The sequence below is a fragment of the Nannocystis sp. RBIL2 genome, assembly GCF_026626745.1.
Lineage (GTDB): Bacteria > Myxococcota_A > Polyangia > Nannocystales > Nannocystaceae > Nannocystis.
The window spans coordinates 731,490-754,058 of the sequence record NZ_JAPNJW010000002.1; the positions used below are offsets into that span (position 1 = coordinate 731,490).

22 protein-coding genes are annotated in these 22,569 nt (G+C 71.5%); 10 read left to right on the top strand and 12 right to left on the bottom strand.

What is annotated here, in order from left to right:
- Positions 1–150 precede the first annotated feature (150 nt).
- Both OV090_RS50980 and OV090_RS28155 read left to right on the top strand, forming a co-directional pair.
- A complete protein-coding gene (locus OV090_RS50980) occupies positions 151–243 on the top strand; it encodes a DUF4266 domain-containing protein (RefSeq protein WP_346660429.1) in 93 nt (30 codons plus the stop codon).
- Entirely contained in the window at positions 228–1,376 is a 1,149-nt protein-coding gene (locus OV090_RS28155) for a DUF3570 domain-containing protein (protein ID WP_267707713.1), read from the top strand. The genes OV090_RS50980 and OV090_RS28155 overlap by 16 nt, the downstream gene beginning before the upstream one ends.
- A gap of 70 nt (positions 1,377–1,446) precedes the next feature.
- On the opposite strand, the gene OV090_RS28160 is transcribed toward OV090_RS28155, so the two are convergent.
- Positions 1,447–2,112, bottom strand: a complete 666-nt coding sequence (locus OV090_RS28160; protein WP_267707714.1) for a peroxiredoxin — start codon at positions 2,110–2,112, stop codon at positions 1,447–1,449.
- A gap of 613 nt (positions 2,113–2,725) precedes the next feature.
- Between OV090_RS28160 and OV090_RS28165 the strand changes: the two genes are divergently transcribed.
- The gene (locus OV090_RS28165; RefSeq protein ID WP_267707715.1) at positions 2,726–3,019 is read left to right on the top strand and encodes a hypothetical protein; all 294 of its coding nucleotides are present in this window, start codon (positions 2,726–2,728) and stop codon (positions 3,017–3,019) included.
- Between the two features lie 48 nt (positions 3,020–3,067).
- Here the strand turns inward: OV090_RS28165 and OV090_RS28170 are convergent, their stop codons facing one another.
- Entirely contained in the window at positions 3,068–3,979 is a 912-nt protein-coding gene (locus OV090_RS28170) for a cation diffusion facilitator family transporter (protein WP_267707716.1), read from the bottom strand.
- 186 nt (positions 3,980–4,165) lie between these two features.
- On the opposite strand from OV090_RS28170, the gene OV090_RS28175 reads away from it, so the two are divergent.
- The 3 genes from OV090_RS28175 to OV090_RS28185 all read left to right on the top strand — a co-directional run bounded on the left by OV090_RS28175 (position 4,166) and on the right by OV090_RS28185 (position 10,164).
- Complete coding sequence (locus tag OV090_RS28175; protein WP_267707717.1) at positions 4,166–4,918, top strand: hypothetical protein; 753 nt, start codon at positions 4,166–4,168, stop codon at positions 4,916–4,918.
- 345 nt (positions 4,919–5,263) lie between these two features.
- Positions 5,264–6,895: a DNA polymerase Y family protein gene (locus OV090_RS28180; RefSeq protein ID WP_267707718.1), complete on the top strand. Its 1,632-nt coding sequence runs from the start codon at positions 5,264–5,266 to the stop codon at positions 6,893–6,895.
- An 11-nt stretch (positions 6,896–6,906) separates the two neighbouring features.
- The gene (locus OV090_RS28185; RefSeq protein ID WP_267707719.1) at positions 6,907–10,164 is read left to right on the top strand and encodes an error-prone DNA polymerase; all 3,258 of its coding nucleotides are present in this window, start codon (positions 6,907–6,909) and stop codon (positions 10,162–10,164) included.
- 117 nt (positions 10,165–10,281) lie between these two features.
- On the opposite strand, the gene OV090_RS28190 is transcribed toward OV090_RS28185, so the two are convergent.
- The 3 genes from OV090_RS28190 to OV090_RS28200 all read right to left on the bottom strand — a co-directional run bounded on the left by OV090_RS28190 (position 10,282) and on the right by OV090_RS28200 (position 12,551).
- Complete coding sequence (locus OV090_RS28190; RefSeq protein WP_267707720.1) at positions 10,282–10,668, bottom strand: AgmX/PglI C-terminal domain-containing protein; 387 nt, start codon at positions 10,666–10,668, stop codon at positions 10,282–10,284.
- A gap of 15 nt (positions 10,669–10,683) precedes the next feature.
- Positions 10,684–11,400 (bottom strand): OmpA family protein, encoded by a 717-nt coding sequence (locus OV090_RS28195; protein WP_267707721.1) that lies wholly within the window; start codon positions 11,398–11,400, stop codon positions 10,684–10,686.
- 227 nt (positions 11,401–11,627) lie between these two features.
- Positions 11,628–12,551: a hypothetical protein gene (locus OV090_RS28200; protein WP_267707722.1), complete on the bottom strand. Its 924-nt coding sequence runs from the start codon at positions 12,549–12,551 to the stop codon at positions 11,628–11,630.
- Between the two features lie 168 nt (positions 12,552–12,719).
- On the opposite strand from OV090_RS28200, the gene hxsA4 reads away from it, so the two are divergent.
- From hxsA4 to OV090_RS28215, 3 genes are read left to right on the top strand one after another with little or no spacing between them, the layout of a single operon-like run.
- Positions 12,720–12,983: a His-Xaa-Ser repeat protein HxsA4 gene (hxsA4, locus tag OV090_RS28205; protein ID WP_100792712.1), complete on the top strand. Its 264-nt coding sequence runs from the start codon at positions 12,720–12,722 to the stop codon at positions 12,981–12,983.
- Positions 12,952–14,004, top strand: a complete 1,053-nt coding sequence (gene hxsC4 / locus OV090_RS28210; RefSeq protein ID WP_267707723.1) for a radical SAM protein HxsC4 — start codon at positions 12,952–12,954, stop codon at positions 14,002–14,004. The genes hxsA4 and hxsC4 overlap by 32 nt, the downstream gene beginning before the upstream one ends.
- A 28-nt stretch (positions 14,005–14,032) precedes the next feature.
- A complete protein-coding gene (locus OV090_RS28215) occupies positions 14,033–14,914 on the top strand; it encodes a hypothetical protein (RefSeq protein WP_267707724.1) in 882 nt (293 codons plus the stop codon).
- Between the two features lie 100 nt (positions 14,915–15,014).
- Here the strand turns inward: OV090_RS28215 and OV090_RS28220 are convergent, their stop codons facing one another.
- On the bottom strand, positions 15,015–15,770 hold the full coding sequence (locus OV090_RS28220) for a penicillin-binding transpeptidase domain-containing protein (RefSeq protein ID WP_267707725.1): 756 nt from the start codon (positions 15,768–15,770) through the stop codon (positions 15,015–15,017).
- A gap of 340 nt (positions 15,771–16,110) precedes the next feature.
- Between OV090_RS28220 and OV090_RS28225 the strand changes: the two genes are divergently transcribed.
- Positions 16,111–16,401 carry a polyhydroxyalkanoic acid system family protein gene (locus OV090_RS28225; protein ID WP_267707726.1) on the top strand — a complete coding sequence of 97 codons (291 nt, stop codon included), beginning with the start codon at positions 16,111–16,113 and terminating at the stop codon, positions 16,399–16,401.
- 274 nt (positions 16,402–16,675) lie between these two features.
- On the opposite strand, the gene thrC is transcribed toward OV090_RS28225, so the two are convergent.
- From thrC to OV090_RS28255, 6 genes are all read right to left on the bottom strand, one after another.
- Entirely contained in the window at positions 16,676–18,034 is a 1,359-nt protein-coding gene (thrC, locus tag OV090_RS28230; RefSeq protein WP_267707727.1) for a threonine synthase, read from the bottom strand.
- Positions 18,035–18,714: 680 nt separating this feature from the next.
- Entirely contained in the window at positions 18,715–19,098 is a 384-nt protein-coding gene (locus OV090_RS28235; protein ID WP_267707728.1) for a YbjQ family protein, read from the bottom strand.
- Positions 19,095–19,490 (bottom strand): hypothetical protein, encoded by a 396-nt coding sequence (locus OV090_RS28240; RefSeq protein ID WP_267707729.1) that lies wholly within the window; start codon positions 19,488–19,490, stop codon positions 19,095–19,097. The genes OV090_RS28235 and OV090_RS28240 overlap by 4 nt, the downstream gene beginning before the upstream one ends.
- Positions 19,491–19,582: 92 nt before the next feature.
- Entirely contained in the window at positions 19,583–20,998 is a 1,416-nt protein-coding gene (hflX, locus tag OV090_RS28245) for a GTPase HflX (RefSeq protein WP_267707730.1), read from the bottom strand.
- A gap of 66 nt (positions 20,999–21,064) precedes the next feature.
- The gene (locus tag OV090_RS28250; protein WP_267707731.1) at positions 21,065–21,325 is read right to left on the bottom strand and encodes a hypothetical protein; all 261 of its coding nucleotides are present in this window, start codon (positions 21,323–21,325) and stop codon (positions 21,065–21,067) included.
- Between the two features lie 149 nt (positions 21,326–21,474).
- Positions 21,475–22,470 carry a penicillin-insensitive murein endopeptidase gene (locus tag OV090_RS28255; RefSeq protein WP_267707732.1) on the bottom strand — a complete coding sequence of 332 codons (996 nt, stop codon included), beginning with the start codon at positions 22,468–22,470 and terminating at the stop codon, positions 21,475–21,477.
- Between the last annotated feature and the right edge of the window lie 99 nt (positions 22,471–22,569).

The window sequence follows — 22,569 nt, forward strand, 5'->3', positions numbered from 1 at the left end:
GGCGCTAAGTTCGGGCCGATGTTCGCCGGACCCGCGCGCCTCGTCGCCCTTGTCCTCGCAGCAGTCGCCCTCCCGGCCGGCTGCGCCACGGTTCGTCCTTCCGAGCGCGAGGTCCTGAGCCGCCCCGAGATGAACCCCGCCGTCGAAGGCATGGAGGAGAAATTCCAGTCGCACGTCGAATCGGCGCGCGAGGGCGGGTTCGGCGGCCACGGCGCCGCAGGTGGCGGATGCGGCTGCGGCTAGTCGTCTTCGCCTGCTTCGTCTCGCTCCTCGTCGCCCGCGACCTCGCGGCCGAGGATCGCGTCACCGTGCGCGGCAACTACTACCGCGAGACCTCGACCCGGGTGCTCGCGCCGGTCGTCTACGTCGAGAAGGACCTCCCTGACGAGCGCTTCACGATCGGCGCCGAGTACCTGCTCGACGCCGTCACCTCCGCCTCGATCGGCGCCGGCGCGGCGGCGGTCACCGGCGGCGACTTCCTCTTCACCGAGTTCCGCCACGAGGGCACCTTGCGGGCCTCTGCGCGGCTCAAGGAGTGGTCGTTCGGCGGCTTCTTCCGCTACTCGACCGAGAGCGACTGGGTCTCGCGCAGCTTCGGCCTCGGCGGCGCACGTGACGTCTTCAACCGCGCCGGCACCGTCAGCCTGCAGTACATGGCCAACCTCGACTCCGTGCTGCAGCTCTACGGCGGGCGCGCGATCCCGTGGACCGGCGGCCGGATGAACCTCGAGGAGATGTCCCCGGAGACAGGTGGTCGGCCGTCCAACCTCTTGCAGGTCCACTACCTCGGCCTCGGGTACACCCACGCCCTCACTCGCCGGCTGCTCGGCGGCGTGCTGGCCGAGGGCATCGTCTCCAAGGGTCCGCAGGACAACCCGTACCGCAAGGTCCGCGACGGCCTCGACGAGTCGCACCCGCGTCTGCGCCGGCGCGTCGCCTTGAGCGGCTTCCTGCGCTACGCCGTGCCGAAGACCCCGCTCGTGCTCGAGGGCCGCTACCGCTTCTACGCCGACGACTGGGCCATCCTCGCCCACGCGCCCGAGTTCCGGGCCCACGTCCGCTTCTTGCGGCGCGTCATCCTGCGCCTGCGCTACCGCTTCTACACCCAGACCGGCGCCTACTTCTGGCGCGCCGACGGCAACTACGGCAGCGACACCATCTATCGCACCGCCGACCCGAAGATGACCAAGTTCCACTCGCACACGCCCGGCGTCGAGATGACCGTCGAGCTCGACGGTCTGGCCAAGGTGCGCGGCCTCCACTGGCTCAAGGGCGCGTGGGTGCAGGCCACGTACAACCACGTCTTCTACTCGGAAGGCTACCGCTTCGGCCCCTACGCCCGCCTCGGCAGCCTCGCCTTCTCGGTCCCGTTCTGACGCCCTGCCCGCCCCGCTCCGCGGCTCCCGTATGAGGATGCCGCGAGCGAGGCACAGGCGCGGCCGGCCGCTACGACGCCGGCTTCTCGAGCTGCTTGAACCCGAGATAGAAGTCGACGTGTTCCATGTCGGTGCGGGCCATCCGCTGCTGCAGCGCCTCGACGCTGCGCGGCGGCGGGATGATGACCTTGTCGCCCGGGCGCCAGTTCGCGGGCGTCGCCACCGAGTGCTTGGCCGAGGTCTGCAGGCTGTCGAGCAGGCGGATCACCTCGTCGATGTTCCGTCCGTTCGTCAGCGGGTAATAGACGAGCGCCTGCACCTTGCGGTCGGGGTTGATGAAGAACACCGCGCGGACCGTGGCGGTGCTGCTCGCCTCGGGGTGCAGCATGCCGAACTTCTGCGCCACCTTCATGTCGATGTCGGCGATCAGCGGGTACGGGATCTCGACCCCGAGCCGCTCCTTGATGTTCTGCAGCCACGCCATGTGGCTGTGGATCGAGTCGATCGACAGACCGATGAGCTTGGCGTCGCGCTTGGCGAACTCGTCGTTCTTCCGCGCGAACTCGGCGAGTTCGGTCGTGCAGACCGGCGTGAAGTCGGCCGGGTGCGAAAACAGCACCACCCACTTGCCGCCTTGCCACTCCGAAAACTTGATGACGCCCTGCGTCGTCTCGGCCTCGAAATCGGGGGCCACTTCGCCGATGCGAGGGATCGCGCCAGAAACCGCTTCAGACATGGGACTCTCCTTGCGCCGCCCGCCACGGGCTGCCTGCGACGCGCGCGAACTATAGCCGACGCTGCCGCGAGCGAAAACCGACCACGCCGCTGCACGGCCGTTCGTGCGGCTGCCGGCGGAGACCGACCTCGTCCGCGACCGCCTGCGGCGCGCCCGGCTCCGTCGCCCGCACGACCTGTCTCTCGGGACATCCATCGCGCCAACAGGCCCGCGCCGCGCGTTCGCGACAGCGTACGCGCGCCCGATCGAACGTTGACACCCTCGCCTCGGCCGCGGGAAACGTGGGTCAGCGCGGACAACCGCGCCGCGAGGGCCGGGTGTCGCCGAGAGCGACCCGCCTCCTCGCCAGAGCGACTCGCCCACGGAGGCCGGGATGCACGACGACCAGATGGAGACGATGGACCCCCTCGAGGCACCCGCTGCCCCACACCCGGCCGCGGCGACCCCAGCGAGCGGGCCACCGACCCCACCGACGGTCACCCAGCCCAGCCCTTCGGACCCCACCCGGCCCAGCACCGAACCTGTCCCTTCGAACATGTTGCGGACCGGCTCTTCCGAGCCTGTCCCTTCGGACACCTCGCTGAACCCACCCTCGGAACATGACCATTCGGACATGTTTCGAGTTCCCTCTTCCGACCCTGTCCCTTCGGGCACCCCGCTGACCCCGCACTCCGAGCCCGTCCCTTCGGACGCCCCGCTGTCGCCACGCTCAGAATCTGCCCCTTCGGACAGCCTGGCCGAGACGCGCGAATCGCTGCTCGCTGCTTATCGAGCCCTGCTCGACCGGATCCGCGACCTCGCTCCGGGCGATCGCAGCGACCGCGTGGCGCAGCTGGCCGAGGCCGCCGCCGCGCTCGTCGAGGGAGAGTTCGCGCGGCGCCTCGTGTTCGACGCTCACCGCGAGTGAACCCGCCTCACCCCACGAGAATCGAAGAAAGAGTCGCTCGCTCCCGCCTCAAGTGCGCGGGATGTCGGGCTCGACGAAGCACCACTTCACCTCGGGGCAGCGACCGCGCAGGCGCGTCTCGAACTCGTTGATCGTCCCTGCCACCTGCTCCACCGTCATCCCCTCGGCGAAGCCGAGCTTGACGGCCACCAGCACCTCGCCCGGCCCCTGCTGCACCGTGATGAGCCGCAGCACGCGCGTGATCTTCGGGTCCTCGACCGCCAGCGCCGCGGCGGCCGCCGCGATCTCTGGGTCGGCGGCCTCGCCGACCAGCAGCGACTTCACCTCGACGGCGAGGAACACCGCCACGCCGATCAGCACCACGCCGATCGCCAGCGTGCCGATCGCGTCCCACCGCGCATCGCCGGTCACGCTCGCCATCAGCAGGGCCAGCAACGCGAAGATGAGGCCGAGGCAGGCCGCCGCGTTCTCGCCGAACACCACCACCAGGTCGGAGTCCTTGCTGTCGCGCAGGTACTGGAAGAACGGCTTGCCGCGGCGGCGCTTGTTCATCTCGGCGATGTTCTTCAGCGTCGCCCAGCCCTCGATCGCCAGCGACAGCGCCAGCACCGCCAGGCCGACCTCCACGCTCTCCACCTCGCCCGGGTGGCCGAGCTTGTGGATGCCCTCGTACAGCGAGAACACTCCGCCGCCGGAGAACAGCAGCAGCGCCACCATGAATGACCAGAAGTAGAGCGAGCGGCCGTGGCCCAGCGGATGCCTCTCGGTCGGCGCCCGTCGGCTCGTGCGCACGCCCAGCAGCAGCAGCAGCTGGTTCCCGCAGTCGGCGAACGAGTGCAGCGTCTCGGCGAGCATCGCGCCCGAGCCCGTGATCACCGCCGCAACGCCCTTCGCCACCGCGATGAGCAAGTTGGCGACGAGCGACTGGATGATGTGCGCGGTCGAGTGGTCCCCTGCCATCGGCCGCAGGTTTTACCACGCGTCCGCGCGCGCTTTTGACATGTCCCTTCGGACAGATCGATGCGTGAGCACATCCGCGCTGCGCACTCGCGCGCAGGTGCGCCGATTCGCGCTGGTCGGTTCCGAGCGTAATGCAGAACACACAAATTTCTTTGATTCTGATTGGATGTTCAGTAACTTTGTCGCATGACGGTCGTGGCGCTGAGGGGGGTTGAAGAGGAGGAGAGGACGGTTGACGAGCTGGCCGAAGGGACAGCTTCCGAATCGACCGAGAGCGTCGCCTCGCCCGCCTCCTTCGTCACCCTGGCCGCGCCCGGCAAGCTGATCGAGGTCTCGGGCGGGGCCGCGGGCGCTCGCCTCACCACCGCCGTCGCGCTCGTCCGTCAGGCCCAGCTCGAGGGCGAGACCACAGTGTGGATTCAGCCGGCAGGCGGCCCGCTGTTCCCGCCCGACCTGGCCGACTCCGGCGTCGACCTCGACGCCCTGATCGTCATCCACATCCCCGAAGATCGCGGCCCCGCCGGCATCGCCCGCGCCGCCGAGCTGCTGCTGCGCTCGGGCGGCTACGGCCTGTGCGTCCTCGACCTCAGCGCCCCGCCCCCGCCGCGCGCGGACGCGAGCGACAAGCTCCCCGCGGGAGATCGACCTGTCCCGGAGGGCATGCCCGTTCGGACCTGTCCTCGCGGACTGCACGGCAGCGCCTGGCAGGCTCGCCTGGCCGGCCTCGCGCGCGTGCACGGCTGCCGCGTCGTCCTCCTGACCCGCCGCTCGGCCCAGCGCGACTCCCTGGGCCCCATGGTCGGCCTGCGCCTCCAGCCCCGTCGCGAGCGCCGCGGCGCCGGCCTGTTCGCCGTCCGCCCCGACATCCTCAAGCACAAGGGCGCCGCCCCGCGCCTGGCCGCCAGCGAGCTCCGCCGCGGCCCCTGGGGCCTGGCCTGACAGCCGAGCGCGCGACGAGCCCGCTCGCGCGCGCCTTCGCTCGCCTCGCATCACCGCCGTCGCTCGCGCATCGCCTGCGTCCTCGCTCTCCGCGCTCCTCCGCCTCGCATCACCGCCTTCACTCGCGCATCGCCTGGCGTCCTCTCCGCGCTCCTCGCCTCGCCGCCTCCGCTCGCGCTCCGCAACATCGCTTCGCGCCTCGCTCGCTCCCTGCGCTTCGCAGCCTCGCGCCTCGCTCGCTCCCCGGCTCCTTCGCCTCGCATCACCGCCTCCGCTCGCGCTCGCCGGCGTCGCTCCTTCGCTTCGCAGCACCGCGTTCGCTTCGCCGGCCTCGCCGTCCCCCTCATGGCCCGTCCGTCTCAGCCCGCGCTCTTCCTCGGCGCTCCGCCTGCGAGCGCCGGGATCGCGCGCGCTCCGGCACATGTCCCCGAGGACAGCTCGTCTCCGGCCGCGCCCTCGCGCCTCGCCTGCGCCCACCTGCCCGCCTTCCCGCTGCAGGTCCTGCTGCGCCGGCGGCCCGAGCTGCGCGGCGCCCCGGTCGCCGTGCTCCGCCGCGAGGGCCCGCAGGCCGAGGTCCTGTGGGCCAGCCAGGCCGCGCGGCGCCGCGGCGTCGCTCGCGGCATGCGCTGCGCCGCCGCGCGCGGCCTCGTGCCCGAGCTCCACGCCGAACCTGTCCCCGAGGACATCCTCGACGAGGCCGCCGACGAGCTGCTGCGGACCCTGCTGCGCCGCTCCCCGCGGGTCGAGCCGTGCCTCGATCCGCGCGGCGCCTTCTGGCTCGATCCGACCGGCCTCGAGCGGCTGCAGGGCGATCTCCCGACCTGGGCCGGCGGCCTCCGCCGCGACCTCGAGGCGCTCGGTTACGCCGCCGGCGTCGCCGTCGGCTTCACCCGCTTCCACACCCTCGCCCTGGCCCGCCTCGGCTCGCTGAGCGCCCCGCTCGTGCTCGCCAGCCCCGCCGAGGAGACCGCCCGCGTCGGCGCGGTCCCGCTCGCCGCGCTCGACCTCTCACATGTCCTTCAGGACACCCTCGAGAAGCTCGGGATCTCCACCCTCGGCGGCTTCCTCGCCCTGCCCGCGGCCGACGTGCGGACCCGCCTCGGCAGCGCCGCCGCCGCCCTCCACGCCCGCGCCTCCGGCCGCGAGCACGCCCCGCTGCGCCCGGCCCAGCCCGACGATCCGCCCGAGGTCGCGCTCGAGATCGACCCGCCCGACGACGACCGCGAGCGGCTGCTGTTCGCGCTCAAGGAGCCGATCGCCTGTCTCTTACGCCAGGTCTGCAGCGGCGGCGACGCCCTCGTCGAGCTCCGCCTCACCCTCGAGCTCGACCACGAGGACCCCGTCGTCACAGTCGTCGAGCCGGCCGCCCCGCTGCAGGCCGAGCCCGACGATCTGCTGCAGCTGCTCGACCTCCTGCGCCTGCGCCTCGACGGCCTCACCCTCGCCGCCCCGGTCCAGCGGGTCGTCCTCGTCGGCCTCGGCGCCCGCGCCCGCGCCGAGCAGCTGGCCCTCCTGCGCGGCCGCGGTCGCGACCTCGCCGCCGCCGCCAGGGCCCTCGCCCGCGTCCGCGCCGCCTTCGGCGAGCAGGCCGTCACCCGCGCCACCCTCCGCTCCGCCCACCTCCCCGAAGCAAGCTTCGCCTGGGAGCCCGTGTCCGAAGTGACATGTCCGATCGTACATGACCTTCCGGCCAACCACCACGAGGCCCTGGCCGCCCCACCGCTTTGCCGGCGCCTGCTCCCGCGCCCCGTGCCGCTGCCGCGCCGCGACGAGGCCGACGAGCACTGGTTGGCCGCCAGCGGCCTGGTCCGCGGCCCCGTCGTGCGCATGGCCGGGCCCTACCGGATCAGCGGCGGCTGGTGGGCCCGCGAGGTCGAGCGCGACTACTACTTCGCCGAGACCGCCCACGGCGACATCGCCTGGCTGTTCTACGACCGCCCGCGCGACCGCTGGTACATCCACGGGATCCTCGACTGAGAGGCGGAGCGATGACCGTCCGCGCCGCCGCTCTGTGGGTCAAGAGCAACTTCTCCTTCCTCGAGGGCGCCTCGCACCCCGACGAGCTGGTGAACGCCGCCCACGCCCACGGCCTCCAGGCCCTGGCGCTGACCGACCGCGACGGCGTCTACGGCCTCGTGCGCGCCCACGTCGCCGCGCAGAAGCTCGGCTTCCCCGTGATCACCGGCGCCCAGGTCACCATCGGCGACCCCGACGACCTGCTCGGCGTCGCCCCCGAGGCCCCGCCCGACGAGCCCGAAGAGCATGTCCTCCAGGACATGCCCCACGACGCCTATCCCCAAGAACATGCTCAACAGAGCATGTCCCGACCGCCAGGCACCAAGCGCCCCGTCACCAGCCCGCCGAAGCAGGACCGCCGCGGCCGGCCGGCCCAGCGGCCCCGCCCCGTGGCCCCGCCGCCCGGACGCCCGCTGCTGCTGCTCGCGCCGACCCGGGCCGCCTACGCCGACCTGTGCCGCCTGCTGTCGCGCGGGCGCATGTCCTGTCCCAAGGGACACAGTCGGGTCCGCCTCGCCGACCTGCCCGAGCACGGCCGCGAGCTCGTGGCCCTCACGCTCGACCCCGACATGCTGCCGGCCCTGCGCGAGCCGTTCGCCGGCCGCCTCTACGCCCTCGTCGCCCGCCACCGCGAGGCCGCCGAGGCCCCGCTCGAGGCCCGCCTGCGCGCCGCCGCCGAGCGCCTCGAGGTCCCGGTGGTCGCCGGCACCGAGGTGCTCTACCACGACGCCGCCCGCCGCCCGCTGCAGGACGTCCTGACCTGCATCCGCCGCAACGTCAGCCTCGCCCAGGCCGGCGCGCAGCTGCGGGCCAACGCCGAGCACGACCTCAAGTCGCCGGCCCAGCTGGCCGCGCTGTTCCGCGACGACCCGGCCGCGCTCGCGCGCACCCTCGAGGTCGCCGAGCGCTGCACCTTCTCGCTCGCCGAGCTGCGCTACCGCTACCCCGGCGGCGAGCTGCCCGACGGCACCTCCGGCTCGGCGTGGCTGCGCGAGCTGACCTTCCGCGGCGCCCGCGATCGCTACCGCGGCGACGTCCCGCCGGCCGTGGCCGCGCAGCTCGACCGCGAGCTCGCCCTCATCGACGAGCTCGACTACGGCGGCTACTTCCTGACCATGTGGGAGCTGGTGCAGTTCTGCCGCTCGCAGCAGATCTTGTGCCAGGGCCGCGGCAGCGCCGCCAATTCGGCCGTCTGCTTCTGCCTCGGCATCACCGCGATCGACCCCGTGCGCATGGATCTGCTGTTCGAGCGCTTCATCAGCCGCGAGCGCGCCGAGCCGCCCGACATCGACCTCGACATCGAGCACGAGCGGCGCGAGGAGGTCATCCAGCACGTCTATCAGCGCTACGGCCGGCGCAACGCCGCCATGGTCGCTACCTTCATCCGCTACCGCCCGCGCTCGGCGATCCGCGACGTCGGCAAGGCCCTCGGCGCCGCGCCCGACCTGCTCGACCGCGCCGCCAAGCTGCAGAGCGCCTGGGGCGCCGAGTTCGACGTCGCCATGCTCAAGTCCGCCGGCATCGACCCCGACATCCCGCTCCACGGCCACCTGCTCCGCCTCTCGCGCGAGGTCCTCGACTTCCCGCGCCACGCCGCCACCCACCCCGGCGGCTTCCTCTTGGGACATGACCCAGTGGACACGTTGTGCCCGATCGAGCCGGCGGCGATGGTCGGCCGCACGATCGTGCAGTGGGACAAGAACGACGTCGAGGACCTCGGCCTGTTCAAGGTCGACCTGCTCGGCCTCGGCGCGCTGGCGCAGGTCCGCCGCGCCCTCGAGCTCATCCGCGTGCACCACGGCCGCGAGCTGTCGATGGCCACCATCCCCGCCGAGGACCCCGCGACCTACGACATGCTGTGCGCGGCCGACACCGTCGGCGTGTTCCAGATCGAGAGCCGCGCGCAGATGGCGATGCTGCCGCGCCTGCGGCCCCGGACCTTCTACGACCTCGTCATCGAGGTCGCCATCGTCCGCCCCGGCCCGATCCAGGGGGACATGGTCCACCCCTACCTGCGCCGCCGCAACAACGAGGAGCCGACCGTCTACCCGCACCCCAGCCTCGAGCGCGTGCTCGCCAAGACCCTCGGCGTGCCGCTGTTCCAGGAGCAGGTCATGCGCCTCGCCATGCTCGCCGCCGACTACACCCCCGGCGAGGCCGACCAGCTGCGCCGCGACATGGCCGCCTGGCGCAGCCCCGGGCGCATCGAGCCGCACCACGACCGGATCGTCGAGCGCATGGCGAACAAGGGCATCGACCGCACCTTCGCCGAGCGGGTGTTCGCCCAGATCCGCGGCTTCGGCGAGTACGGCTTCCCCGAGAGCCACGCCGCCTCGTTCGCCCTGATCGCCTACGCCACCGCCTGGCTGCGCCGCCACTACCCGGCCGCCTTCACCTGCGCGCTGCTCAACGCCCAGCCGATGGGCTTCTACCACCCCTCCACTCTGGTCGCCGACGCCCAGCGCCACGGCATCGAGGTCCGCCCGATCGACGTCCGCAAGAGCGCCTGGGACTGCACCTTGGAACATGACCCGGAGGACAGCTCGAAGGTCGCGCTGCGCATGGGTCTGCGCTACGTCAAGGGCCTCGGCGTGCTCGACCGCGCCGCGCTCGAGGGCGCACCGCCCCCGTACGCCAGCCTCGACGAGTTCGCCCGCCGCACCCGCCTCTCGGCCCCCGCGCTGCACGCCCTGGCCGAGGCCGGCGCGCTGATCGGCTTCGGCCTCGACCGCCGGGCCGCGATCTGGCGCGTCCGTGGCCTCGCGGCCGCCCGCGGCGACGCCCTCGCGCTGCCCGAGGCGGCCCCTCCGCCGGCCCAGCAGACGCTGTTCACCCCGCTGACCGCCGGCGAGGCCGTCCTTTGGGACTACCGCCGCACCCACCACAGCACCCGCGGCCATCCGCTGTCGGAGTGGCGCCCGGCCCTGCGCCGCCTCGGCATCGAGGGCGCCGCCACCGTCGCCCGCCTGCGCAACGGCACCCCGATCGACTACGTCGGCGCAGTCACCTGCCGCCAGCGCCCGCCGACCGCCGGCGGCGTCACCTTCTACACCCTCGAAGACGAGACCGGCATGCTCAGCGTGATCGTCTGGGCCAGCGTCTACGAGCGCTACGGCCTGATCGGCCGCACCGCCCAGCTCCTCGGCGTCAGCGGCCGCCTGCAGCGCGAGCAAGGCGTGCTGCACCTGATCGCCGACACTCTGTGGGACCCCCGCAGCGCGCTCGGCTGATGCGTACTTTCAGACATGTCTATACAGACATGCTCTGAAGGACATCCCTGCACCAGCCGCTCGCGAACACGGCCGCCGGGGTGAACCCCGACGGCCGCGCCTCACCCCCGAATCAGCTCAGAGCTGGACCGGCGGGTTGGCCTTGAACGTGTACTTGTACGAGGCGACGCCCTCGCGGCGATCGACCGGGTCGAGCACCAGGCCGTCGACGGCGCGGACGATGCACGACTGCAGCGTCTCGGGGGCCTGCGTGCCGGTGGGGTCGACGGCGACGTCGTACAGCCGGCCGGTCTTCTTCTCGACCTTGAAGCGGACCAGGACCTCGCCGCTGACGTTCTGGTCGTCGACCAGGGCCTGGTCGTAGCAGGCCTTCACCGCGCTGTTCTTGGTCTCGAGCAGCGAGCGCGTGTCGGCGCGGTAGGTCTCGGCGTCGCGCTTGACGCCGGAGCAGGCGGTCGCCATCGCGGCGACGAACAGGGAGCAGAGGATCGTGGAAGTGCGCATGTTCGTGGCTCCCTTCTACTTGGCGGCCTTGGCCGGGTCGGCGGCGGGCGCGGGCGCGGGCGCAGCAGCGCCACCCTCGGCCGGCGTCTCGGGCGACGGGTTGGCGATGGTCGACGTCGACTCCTCGACGACCTTCTTCTGGCCGGTCTTCGGATCGATCTCGACCTTCTTCTTCGTCACGTCCTGCTCGACGATGTTGAACTCGACGCGGCGGTTCTTCTCCTTGCCCTCCTCCGTCGATTCGTCGGCGATGAGGCGCGTCTCGCCGTAGCCCTTGGCCGTGAACATCTCCTTGGGCAGCTCGCCCTTCTTCACGAGATATTCCATCACCGCCTTGGCGCGCGCGTCCGACAGCTTGAGGTTGTGCTTGTCGGTGCCCTCGCTCGAGGTGTGACCCTCGATGGCGATCTTCTTGATGTGCGGGTTCTCCTTGATGACCGAGATGATCTCGGCCATCAGGCCGTCCGACTCGGGGCGGATCGTCGCCTTGTCGAGGTCGAACTGGATCTTCTCGCCGATCGAGATCTTGTTGTCCTCGACCACCACGCGCTTGGGCGGCTCCGGCTCCGGCTCGGGAGGTGGTGGTGGCGGCGGCGGCGCCGGCAACGGCGGCGGGTCCCCGACTACGGCCAGCGCCGTCGCGTCGTCGAACACGGTCGGCGCGCAGGCGGCGAGCTGCGACGCGAACAACGCGAGCAGCATCGGCAGGGTGAGGGAAGTTGTCCGAGACATTGGCATCTGAGTCTCCTCCGTGGGGGCCGCAGTAGCCCCAGGCGGCTTTGATACACCGCCGGGACGGCCCGGGCGGTGAGTTTACGGCAGCTTTACCGACTCACGCCACTTCGCCAACGATCGCGCACAAACCCCGAAGTTGGCCGTCTTCTCGGCTTTTCCAGGCCCAAACGCTGATTTCTCAGCGTAAATTGCGCGCGTCCCGCCCGAAATCGTCCGGGGGACCGCTACTCCGGGATCCCGCAGACACCGACGTTTTCGAACCCCGGCGGGGCCTGATCCTTGGGGTACCACGCGATGCACGACATCTTGTCGCTCAGCTCCTGGCACGGCCCGTCGCCCTCGGACAGGTCGCACCACGGCGAGCAGCAGTACGAGAAGCTGCAGTCGGGCACGAGCGAGTCGTAGATGCAGGCGAAGCCCGGCGCGCACGACGACCAGCCGATGCACGTGTCCTGGAAGGTCGCCTCCGCCCCGCCCTGCACGACCGGCAGGCACACGAAGCCGGTGCCGCCGACCTTGATCGCGTCCATGTAGCAGCCCTCGCCGTCGGCGCAGTTCTGCAGCAGCGGGTCGCACTGCTTGAAGCAGTTGCCGAAGTCGTAGCCGAAGAACAGCTTCACGCAGGTGGTGTCGCTGCCCTCGCACACCGGGTTCTGCGAGTCCCCGGTGCAGTACGGCAGGCAGAAGCCGCTGCCGTCGTAGTCGAGGTCGAGGCAGACCGTGCCGAGCGCACAGTTGTCGTCGCCGAGGCCCTCGGCGCCGACGCTGCACGGCTCATTGGGGGCCTTCGGGTCGTCCGGCACGGGCACGCACTTGATGCCCTCCGGGATGAAGGTGTTGGGGCTCGCGTACGCCGTGCACTTCTGGTCGCCGGAGCAGTCCTGGTCGTAGATGTTGCACATGCCGCCGCCCGACGGGTCGGTCGTCGAGCTCGTCGGCACCTCCGTGGGATCGCCGGTGGTCGTGTCCACGGCCGTCGTCCCTTGCGTGGACGTCACCGGCGTCTCGCCCGTCGTCGTCGTCGTCGTGCTCGAGGCGTCCGGCGCCGTCGGCTTGCCGGAGCTGTTGGGGAACTCGAAGTCGTCGCTGCAGCCGGACGTCGAGGCCGCGGCGACCAACAGCGCGAGGGAGAGTGCCCGAATCTGCATGCGAAGAACCTTTCTGGGACGCTACGGGCGGGGCCCGCCCGGTGTCAAGTTGTCGGCAATGCCGCTTCTGGAGCCGTTCGGCTGGTGCTACCGCCGCTTCGCACCGGCCCCGCGCGAGCTCACTGGTTCGTGCTGCGAAGCGCGCGGAGGTTCGGTTATGGTGCAGCCATGGCCGCCCCTGATCCTGACGAGCTCGTCTCATTTCGCAAGAAGGCCAGCGCCGTGCTTGGGCCCGAGCATCGTGAGATCTCGGACAAGGCGCTCGAATACGCCGAGACGGGCGTGCCGAGCGGCGACCTCGTCGCCGCAGCCACCTTCGCGCCCGGCGATCCGGGTCACGCGTCGCACGGCTCGCACGGCTCGCACGGCTCGCACGGCTCGCACGGCTCACACGGCTCGCATGGATCCCACGGCTCCCACGGCTCCTGGTGAACGCCTGCCCGCCGGCGGCGCGATCGAGGCGCGGATCGCCGGCAAGGCGCCGCGGGTGCATATCCTGACCGGCGCGGTGTGCAACAACAATTGCATCTTTTGCATGGAGGAGGACCGCGACGGCCGCTACGTCGTCAACTCCGCCACCACGGACGAGACGGTGCGCTGGATCCTCGGCCAGCACGACGCCTTCGAAGAAGTGTGCTTCACCTCCGGCGAGCCGACCACCAACCAGCGGCTGCCCGTCTGGGTGAAGATGGCCAAAGAGGCAGGTGCCCGCCAGATCAGCATGATGACCAACGGTCGCGCACTCAGCTATGACCGCTACGCGCGCCTCCTGCTGTCCGCCGGGCTCAACAAGGTCTACGTCAGCATCCACGGCCACACCGCCAAGCTGCACGACGGCCTCACCCGCACGCCCGGCAGCTTCGAGCAGACCGTCGGCGGCATCGCCACCATCGCCCGTTACAAGCGCCTCGGCGTCGCGCTGCACACCAGCACTGTCGTCACCAAGCGCAACCTGCCCCACCTCCACGACATCTACGCGTTCCTGCGCGAGCGCGGCGTCGACCAGGTCGTCTTCAACGTCATGCAGGCGAACGGCCGGGCCAACACTTTCTTCGACCAGCTGTTCCCGACCTACACCGAGATCGCCACGGCCGCCGAGGCTTTCCTGCACCAGGCGTCCGCGCGCGAGCGGCAGGCTCAGGCGTTCTTCGTCGACATCCCGCTCTGCACCACCACCCGGCTGCCCGACCACAACCGCGGCTACGTCGAGGACTACGTCCACTTCGAGCCGCCGGTGGCCGTGCACACCGACCTCATCCCTGCCGAGCGCCTGGCCGAGCGCCGCTCCGGCCCCGACGGCGGCCTCGTCGCCGTGCGCCGCGCCGACCTCGACGACAGCGCCCGCCACAAGCGGCCCGAGTGCGCCGGCTGCCGCTACGATCGCGTGTGCGAGGGCGTGTGGGGCAACTACCTCCGCCGCTACGGCTGGGACGAGTTCGTCCCGGTGCCCTGACGAGCGCTCGCCGCCCTGAAGGCCGCGCATGCTCCTCGACGTCGCCACCGCGCCGCTGCCCGAGCCGGCGGGTCCCGACGCCGAGGCCGCCCTGCTCCGCCCCTTCCTCGGCGCCTATCGCCGGCGCTTCGGCGTCGCCCCCGCGCTCGCCCGCGACGACCACGGCCTCCTGCTCCGCTTCCCCGCCCACGACGTCCCCGCCCACGCGGCCGTCGTCGGCCGCGTCGACGTCCTCGGCGGCCACCCGGCCGTGCGCGCCTACCTGCAGCGCCTCGGCTTCACCTGGGACGCCCGCGGCGTCATCGACGGCGCCCCCGCGCCGGCCAGCCTGATAGCGCGGGCGCCCATGCTCGGTCCGCGGCCGCGCTATTATCAAGCTGCCTCTTCGGCCATGAACAAACGGACATGGCTCGAAGGCAACCTCCGCGGCGAGCTCCCGCTCGCCCTCGGCACCGCCGCCTACTACACCGCGCTGGCCCTCGCGTCTCGCCTGCGCCTGCCCGAACCCCGGCGCGTGCGGGCCGGTCGCGACTACCACTTCTTCGGCGTGCAGCACGACCTGAGCAAGCACCTGCTGCTCACGCATCGGGTCCCGCGCCCGCTCCTGCTCGACCTCGGCCGCGCGCTCGCGGACGGCCTGCGCCGCTGGCACCGCGGCCCGCTGGTGTCGGCCCCGCTGGTCCGCTTCTACGAGAACGACCTGCTCGCCTACTGCCAGCAGATCTGGCGCGACCTCGCCGACCCGTCGCAATTCGCCCCGACCTGCCTCCTGCCCGCGAACCTCGATCAGCTGTGGCGCGCCGTCGACGACCGCCTCCGCGAGTCCGCCGCCGGCCCGCACACCTGGCTGTGGAACGACGCCGACACCTGCCCGACGTTCCGCATCACTCGCCCCGCGCGCGCCACGTGAGCGCGGCGCGGCACCTGTCCCCGAGAACAGAAGGCAGACGACGCGACGGCCGCCTACCTGTCCCGAAGTGCACCTCGATTCGGCTGCACCCCCGCAGCCTTCAGCGCCCCGCCTCCGCCGGCAACGCCCCGTAGTGGATCAGCAGCGCCCGCGCCAGCTCGGCGCGCACGGGCATCAGCCGCTCCACCTCGGCCTCCGGTGCCCGCAGCATCAGCGCGTACGCCCACGTGGTGCCGCGGCGTTCGGTCAGACCGACCAGCCAGCCCACAGCGCGTCCTTCGTGTGCAGTGAGCCCCGTCTTGCCTCGCCAGGACCACCCGGGTGCCTGCGCTCGCGTCAGCATGTGCTCGACCAACGCCATGTGTTCGCGCGCCACCGGCAGCGCGCGGCGGTGCAGCCGGCTCATGAACTCGACCTGCTCGCGCGGCGAGATCCGCAGCGCCCCCTGCAGCCAGAAGCGGTCGATGCCGCCGCCGATGTCCGCGTTGCCGTAGGCGAACGCGACCAGCGACGCACGCATCGCCTCCGCCCCGATCCTGCGGGCGACCTCCTGAAAGAACCACACGGTCGAGTCGCGCAGCGCCGATCCCAGATCGTGATCGCGGTCCCACTCGGGCGAGCCTCCGCGCTCGACGCCGTCCCACTTCAGCGTCGCGTCGGCGCCTGCCAGCACCCCGCGCTCGAGGCCGATGAGCGCGTTCGGGATCTTGAACGTCGACGCCGGCAGCTCGCCGACCCCCGCGAGCGCCGCGTCGGTCACGATCTGCTCGCCCGTCGTCAGCGAGCGCAGGACGAACACCCCCTCGACCTGCGCCGCCGCGAACAGCGGCTGCGCCGAACCGTCAACGCGCTCCACGACCGGAAGCGCCGGGCTGCTCGGCGCTTCCGCGATCGGCGGTGCGACCGCGGGCGTGGGCCTCGCACAGGCGAAGAGCAGGAGCGGAACGATCGAGAGCCAGGCGCGCACACCCACCCGACGCGCGAACCCGGCCGCGCATTCCCGAGCCCGCGCCGCGGGCACACCCTCGCTCCAGGCCATAGACGACGAGCATCACCATCGCGTCCACGCTCGCAACGCGGTGGCACGCGTCGCTACGCTACGCATCTGTCTCTTCGGACATCTGCATCACCGCCGTGGCCTGGACAGGCTGTGGCGCTCCGTTCATCTTGCTCTGTGGTCCGGAGGTAGAGTCATCATGGCCCAGATCGACATCCGTCGCGCGAACCCGCTCGGCAAGGCCACGGCGCGCGAGCGCACCGAGGCGCTCGCCAGGCGCCTCGAAGCCAAGTTCGACATCCGCTGGCAGTGGAAGGGCGACGACCTCGCGTTCAACGCCCCTCAGGGCCCTGCCCGAGGCACCACCGGCACGATCAGCATCGAAGAGTCGCACGTGCGCGTCCAGGTCGCCCTGCCGTTGCTGCTGCGCGCGTTCAAGGGCCGCGTCGAGGACCGCGTCAAGGACGAGCTCGACAAGCTCGTCGGCTGAGCGAGAGGGGCATGTCCCGAAAGACATCCGAGCGCCGCCGCAGTCATCGCGTGTTCCAGACACCATTGCCGACACCGCCGAGTCATTCGCGCCGACGGGAACATGCAGACACGGCGCGCTCGGCCCCGTAGGCGCGAGCTGGCGTTCGCCTCAAATCAGGCGTAGAAGTGCGATCGCCTCGGCCAGGCCTCGCCGAGCCAGGCACTGGCGTCTGTCTGAAAAGACACTGTCTGAAAAGTCAGCAAGTTCAGGCAGAAACGACTCACAGTCGCCGCTACCCCGCGCGCGCGTCGAGCACCCGGTGCAGGGCCGCCACCACTTCTTCGGGCTCGCTGCCCATCGGCACCGGCTGATTCGCGTACGTGCTGGGGAACTCGAGCTTGCCCTCGTGGTAGCGGGCCTTGAACTCGGTGAACTTGAGCCCGTGCGCGGTCGAGATCACGATCACCCGCTCGCGCCGACCGATCACCCCGCGCTTCGCCAATTTCAGCAAGCACGCCAGCGCCACGCCCGTGTGCGGGCAGTTGAACATCCCCGATCGATCGGCGAGCGCGGACGCGTCGGCGAGCTCGGCCTCGCTGGCCTCCTCGACCAGCCCTTCGCAACGCTGCAGCGCGCGCACGGCCTTCGGCAGCGACACCGGCGCCCCGATCTGGATCGCCGACGCCAGCGTCGTGCGGGCCTGCTGCGGCGCATAATCCTCCTCCCGCAGCGGCCGGCCCTCCGCCTGCGCGCGCGCGAACGCCAGGTACAGCGGGTCCGCGTGTTGCGCCTGGCAGCACACGATCCGCGGCAGCCGGGCGATCACCCCGAGGTCGAGCATCATCTCGAACCCCTTGGCCAGCGCCGACACGTTGCCGAGGTTGCCGCCGGGGATCAGCACCCAGTCCGGCACCTGCCAGTCGAACTGCTGCACGATCTCGAGCGCAACCGTCTTCTGGCCCTCGACGCGCAGCGAGTTCATCGAGTTGGCGAGGTAGATGCTCGGGTCCTCGGTGAGGCGCTGGACCACGCGCATGCAGCCGTCGAAGTCGGTGTCGAGGCTGCACACGATCGCCCCGTTGGCGACCGGCTGGATCAGCTGGGCCGCGCTGATCTTGCCGGCCGGCAGCAGCACGACCACCGGGATCCCCGCCGCCGCCCCGTAGGCCGCCAGCGCCGCCGAAGTGTCTCCCGTCGACGCGCACGCCACCGCGCGGATCGGCCGGCCCTCGGCGATCGCCTGCTTCACCGCCGACACCAGCACCGTCATGCCCAGGTCCTTGAACGAGCCGGTGTGACTGATCCCGCACTGCTTCACCCATAAGTCATCGAGCCCGATCGACTTGCCGAAGCGCTCGGCCCACAGCAGGTTCGAGTTGCCTTCGAACAGCGACACCACGTTGCCCGGCTCGATCTGCGGCAGCACCCACTCGAGCTTCGACCACACCCCGCTGCCGAACGGCCACTGCGTCCGCCCGTAGCGCTCGTCGAACAGCCGCATCCACGCCGCCGGCGAGCGCGAGCGCAGCGCCGCGTGGTCATGCTGCACCTCGAGCAGGCCGTGGCACTGCGGGCAGCGATAGATCACCTCGGTGAGCCCGAATCGGCCGGGACACCCGCGAAAGCACTGGAACCAGGCGGCGTAAGTCACGCCTGCAGGATGCCACAACTCCGCTCGGCGGGCCGCGCCGGGATTGCGCGCCGCCGAGTCCGGTTCCGCCGCGCACGCCAGGGTGCATGAACCCGTGCGGGTCGCTCGACCGGCGCGACGATCGCCGCGGCGACGCATCAAGGGATGCGCGCGGGACTCACTCGAACAAGTCGGCCAGCTCGTGCTGCCTGATCACCACCCAGCGCGAGCCGGCCGATGACCGCAGGAACGCATCGCCGTCGCTGACGACACGTCGCCCTGGCGCCGGGACCCGTCCGCGTGGTCCACGGCCGAAGCGACCCTGGACGGCGCAGCGACGCGAGGGTCGTCGGACCGGACTTCACGACCGCAGGAAACTCCTCGCCGTCTCCGCCGGGCGTCCTGGCCCGGGCCGCGCGCTCTCCGGCGAAATCGGCGCGAGGTGATCGCCGAACTGCCCGCTCCTCGCCTACGCTGCGACGTCGGCGATTATGGCTTTTGAAGCATGTCCTTCTCGACATGCCGCAACACTCATGCCCTCTTCGCCATGTACTTCGGAGCATGCGTCATCAGCCATGTCTTATCCACCATGTTATTATGAGCATGTGCTACGAAGCATGTGCTCATGGACATGCCTTTCACACCATGTTCGATCAAACATGGTCGTACGCACATGCCCCGAGGGCCAGACTCACCCGCGCTCACTCTTCGGGCGCGAGGATGACCGCCGTCCCGTAGGCCAGGATCTCGGCCGCGCCGGCCATCACCGTCGACGTCGTCAGGCGCATGGCGATGATCGCGTTCGCGCCGAGCGCCAGAGCCTCCGCGCGCATGCGGTCGAGCGCCTGCTCGCGGCTCTGCGACAGCATCGCCGTGTACTGCGTCACCTCCCCGCCGACGATGTTGCGCAGCCCGGCCAGGAAGTCCTGCCCGAGGTTGCGGGTGCGGACCGTGTTGCCGCGCACCAGCCCGAGCACGCGGACGACGCGGAACCCCGTGACTGTCTCGGTGGTGGTCACGAGCATCTCGCCGGCCCGGCGGTGCGCGAGGTCGGCGGCGTGGAGGACTGCGGGGGTGCTGGTCATCGCTGAATGTCCTTGTAGGGGTCCTGGCGGTGGTTCACGCGGATCCACGAGTACACGAGCAGGCCGAGGCCGACCACGACCATTCCCGGCCCCAGCGCCGGCGCGGCGACCCACGTCAGCCAGCCGAGCGCCACCAGCAGCCCGCCGAGCCCGCGTTCCAGCAGCACCCGCGGCGATCGCTCGGCGCGCGCGATGCGGTGATCCGCCTCGACCCGCGCCAGCCAGCCGCCGCCCAGCGTCGCCTGCTGCGTCCGCGCCGTGATCGCCGCTCGCAGCTCCGGGTCATGCTGCGCGTACAGCTCGAGCTCCTCGGCCTCGGCCTCGCCGAGCTCGCCGCGCGTGATCCGGTCGAGCAGCTCGGAAACCCTTCGCGCCTCGGGATCGTCGGCCATGATCAGCCCATCCTATCAGCCCAGAGCGACTCGGCCTCGGTCGTCCGCTTCGGATAGCGAGCCGCGCCGGCGCCCGGCGATCGCCGGGCGCATCACTCCGCGCCCGGGCCCAGCGCCCCGCGCACGCGCTTCAGGGTGTCGGGCTCGATGCGCACGCGCATCAGGGTGCCGGCCTCCTCGTGCTTCTCGGACAGCACCTGCGCCTCGCCGTGGAGCTGGGCGACCAGCGCGTGTTGCGGCCACGGGATCAGCAGCTCCGCCTCGACCAGCGCCTGGCCGAAGAACGCCACGATCGTCGCGTGCAGGCGGGCGACGTCGTCCTTGTTCAGCGCCGACATCTGGATCGCGTCGGGGAACTCGCGCTGGAGCTCGGCGCGCTGCTCCTCGTCAAGGCGGTCGACCTTGTTGAGGATCAGGCGGGACGGCGCCTGCATCGCCCCGATCTCGCCGACGACCTCGCGGGTGACCGCGTACTGCTCGCGGAAGGTCGGGTCCGACGCGTCGACCAGGAACAGCAGCAGGCCGGCGTGGCGGGCCTCGTCGAGGGTCGAGCGGAACGAGGCCACCAGGTCATGCGGCAGCTTCTTGATGAAGCCGACGGTGTCCGAGACCAGGATCCGCGGGTGCGACTCGGGGTGGAGCGCGCGGACGGTGGTGTCGAGGGTAGCGAACAGCTGGTCGGCGACCAGCACCTCGCTGCCGGTGAGAGCGCGCATCAGCGAGCTCTTGCCGGCGTTGGTGTAGCCGACCAGCGCGACCGTCGGCTGGCCCGCGCGGTGCTCGCGGCGGTGGTCCTGCTCGCGGTGGACCCCCTCGAGCTCGCGCCGAATCTCGGCCATGCGGTCGCGGATCCGCCGGCGATCGAACTCGAGCTCCGTCTCGCCGGCGCCGCGACCGGCCTGGCGTTCGCCGCGGGAGCCGGTCTCGCGCAGGCGCGGCGCCACGTAGGCCAGACGGGCCAGCTCGACCTGCAGCCGGGCCTCGCGGCTGCGCGCGTGGCGGTGGAAGATCTCGACGATCACGCCGGTGCGGTCGAGCACCTGCACCCCGGTGGCTCGCTCGAGGTTGCGCGCTTGACTGGGCCCGAGCTCGTGATCGACGGCGACCAGCGCCGGCCGCTTCTTGCTGTCCCCGGGGACATCTTTGCCGACGATCGGCACCTGGCCGGCGTCGTCCTCGAAGTCGTCGAACTCGACCTCGTCGTCGCCCTCGCCGCCCTCCTCTTCGCGGCGCTGGCGGGCCTTGTCCTTGCGCACCGGCACGGCGGAGGGCACAAAGCCGCGGCCGCCGGTGAGCTCGGCCAGCTCCTTGAGCTTGCCCTCGCCGAGCACCACGGACTTGCTGAGCGTCTCGCGGCGCTGGGTCACCGTCGCGGTGACGTCGTAGCCGAGGGTGTCGACGAGGCGGGCGAGCTCGGCGAGGTCGGCGGCGTACTCCGCGTCGCCGACGCCGGGCAGCTGAACGCCGACGAGGATCGCGGTGGGCCGGTGGGCAGGTCGTTCGGACATCGGGGGCGACAGACTGACGCCGCCGACCGCCGGCGGCAAGCCCGTCGCGGCGCGAGGCAGCCCGGGTCAGCGCGGTTGGCGAGGCGGGAGCGGCGGCTCGGCGGTCTCGATGAGCACGGCCTGGACCATCAGCAGCGCGCCGACCGCTTGCTCGATCCCGCCGTAGGCGCCGAGCGCCTCGCCGAACGCGTGCAGGTCGTCGGTGGTCGCCAGCGCGAGCTTCTCTGCACGGGCGAGATACGCCTGCAGCAGCGTCCGCGCCCGGTGGGGACCCAAGATCCGTCCGACCTTCTCGAGCGCGAGGGCATGGACGTCGACGCTGGTCATCTCGGCCTCAAGATGGACGCTCTCGCGGGCTCGCGCGACCGGCGCGACGTCACCGCGTGCGCTCGGTCTCACGGCGCGGAGCGCTGCGCCGCTGCGATCCAGTGTTGCCGAGCGCGGGCGCGGCGAGCAAGCCCTCGCCCGTCGCCGACTCACTCGCGGAAGCGGACGTGGAAGTGGTTGCGGTGGCCTCGCCAGTGCCGGATGACGCCGAAGGGCGCTCCCTCCCCGCGCGGGTACTGGAACACGTCGTTCAAGCGGCGTGCGCTGGCCCCCGCAGCGATTGCGTGCTCGTAGAAGAGCTTCTGCAGGCCGTAGTCCATGAACACGTAGTGGACCTGATCGGTGGCCAGCACCGCCTCGATCAGCGCCCACGAGCGCGCGACGTCGAGGTTGTCCTTCGTCGCGGTGATGAACCGCGTCACGTCGGCGTCGGTGCCCTCCAGCACGTAGCCGACGTCGACGTCGCGCCCGTGGCGGTGCGACAGGTGGGGCGGGAACACGCCGCCGCCGTGCAGGCTGATGTCGCCCACGTGGACCTTCGGCCCGCCCCGTCCGCCGCGCGTATAGGCGCGGATCGACTCCTGAAGCAGCCGGACCGTCCGCGGGGTGCCCCACGCGTGGTCGTCGTTCTTGACCACGTAACCTGGCCCCGGGGGCAGCTTCACCCCCTGCGCCAGGACGCCGGCGAAGTCCTCGTCGGCGAACAGGTCGGGGTAGTACACGTCGGTCGCGCGCAGCTCGACCGTACCTGTCCCCATGGCCAGGCGCTCTTGCTGCCCGGCGCGGGTCAGGATCACCGCGCCGCGATCGACCGCCGCGATCGTCGTGCCCTCCCACACCAGGTCGCCGACGCGGAACACCCGGATCACGCCGCTCGGATCGTCGCGGATGGTCGCCTGGCTGCCGGCGGGGTCGGCCGCGGTGGTGGTGGCCAGCAGCGTCAGCGGCAGCTCGGTCTCGGCGATGCTGTCCTCGGGGACCTGTCCGTTGGAACAGCCGTCGCAAGCCGCGGGCGTCGCCTCGATCGCCGGCGCCGCCTCGACCGCCGGCGCCGCCTCGATCGCGACCTCGGGCTCGGCGGTCGAATCGCCGCACCCGAGCAGCAGGCCGAGACAGACGGGCAGCAGCGCGGAGCGAGGGGTCACGCTGCAATCCGAGGCAAGATCCGCACCACTCGTGGCGGCTGGATCTCCGCGTCTCCCCTCGCCTCGCCCGCCGACCGCAGTGACAGTTTGTCGCCGGGC

Coding starts and splice junctions, on each gene's coding strand:
- OV090_RS28235 (WP_267707728.1), bottom strand. CDS start 19,098: ATGACCAGCACCCCCGCAGTCCTCCACGCCGCCGACCTCGCGCACCGC.
- OV090_RS28180 (WP_267707718.1), top strand. CDS start 5,264: ATGGCCCGTCCGTCTCAGCCCGCGCTCTTCCTCGGCGCTCCGCCTGCG.
- OV090_RS28225 (WP_267707726.1), top strand. CDS start 16,111: ATGGCCCAGATCGACATCCGTCGCGCGAACCCGCTCGGCAAGGCCACG.
- OV090_RS28215 (WP_267707724.1), top strand. CDS start 14,033: ATGCTCCTCGACGTCGCCACCGCGCCGCTGCCCGAGCCGGCGGGTCCC.
- OV090_RS28250 (WP_267707731.1), bottom strand. CDS start 21,325: ATGACCAGCGTCGACGTCCATGCCCTCGCGCTCGAGAAGGTCGGACGG.
- OV090_RS28160 (WP_267707714.1), bottom strand. CDS start 2,112: ATGTCTGAAGCGGTTTCTGGCGCGATCCCTCGCATCGGCGAAGTGGCC.
- hxsA4 (WP_100792712.1), top strand. CDS start 12,720: ATGGCCGCCCCTGATCCTGACGAGCTCGTCTCATTTCGCAAGAAGGCC.
- OV090_RS28240 (WP_267707729.1), bottom strand. CDS start 19,490: ATGGCCGACGATCCCGAGGCGCGAAGGGTTTCCGAGCTGCTCGACCGG.
- OV090_RS28200 (WP_267707722.1), bottom strand. CDS start 12,551: ATGCAGATTCGGGCACTCTCCCTCGCGCTGTTGGTCGCCGCGGCCTCG.
- hxsC4 (WP_267707723.1), top strand. CDS start 12,952: ATGGATCCCACGGCTCCCACGGCTCCTGGTGAACGCCTGCCCGCCGGC.
- hflX (WP_267707730.1), bottom strand. CDS start 20,998: ATGTCCGAACGACCTGCCCACCGGCCCACCGCGATCCTCGTCGGCGTT.
- OV090_RS28185 (WP_267707719.1), top strand. CDS start 6,907: ATGACCGTCCGCGCCGCCGCTCTGTGGGTCAAGAGCAACTTCTCCTTC.
- OV090_RS28175 (WP_267707717.1), top strand. CDS start 4,166: ATGACGGTCGTGGCGCTGAGGGGGGTTGAAGAGGAGGAGAGGACGGTT.
- OV090_RS28170 (WP_267707716.1), bottom strand. CDS start 3,979: ATGGCAGGGGACCACTCGACCGCGCACATCATCCAGTCGCTCGTCGCC.
- OV090_RS28195 (WP_267707721.1), bottom strand. CDS start 11,400: ATGTCTCGGACAACTTCCCTCACCCTGCCGATGCTGCTCGCGTTGTTC.
- OV090_RS28155 (WP_267707713.1), top strand. CDS start 228: ATGCGGCTGCGGCTAGTCGTCTTCGCCTGCTTCGTCTCGCTCCTCGTC.
- OV090_RS50980 (WP_346660429.1), top strand. CDS start 151: ATGGAGGAGAAATTCCAGTCGCACGTCGAATCGGCGCGCGAGGGCGGG.
- OV090_RS28165 (WP_267707715.1), top strand. CDS start 2,726: ATGTTTCGAGTTCCCTCTTCCGACCCTGTCCCTTCGGGCACCCCGCTG.
- OV090_RS28190 (WP_267707720.1), bottom strand. CDS start 10,668: ATGCGCACTTCCACGATCCTCTGCTCCCTGTTCGTCGCCGCGATGGCG.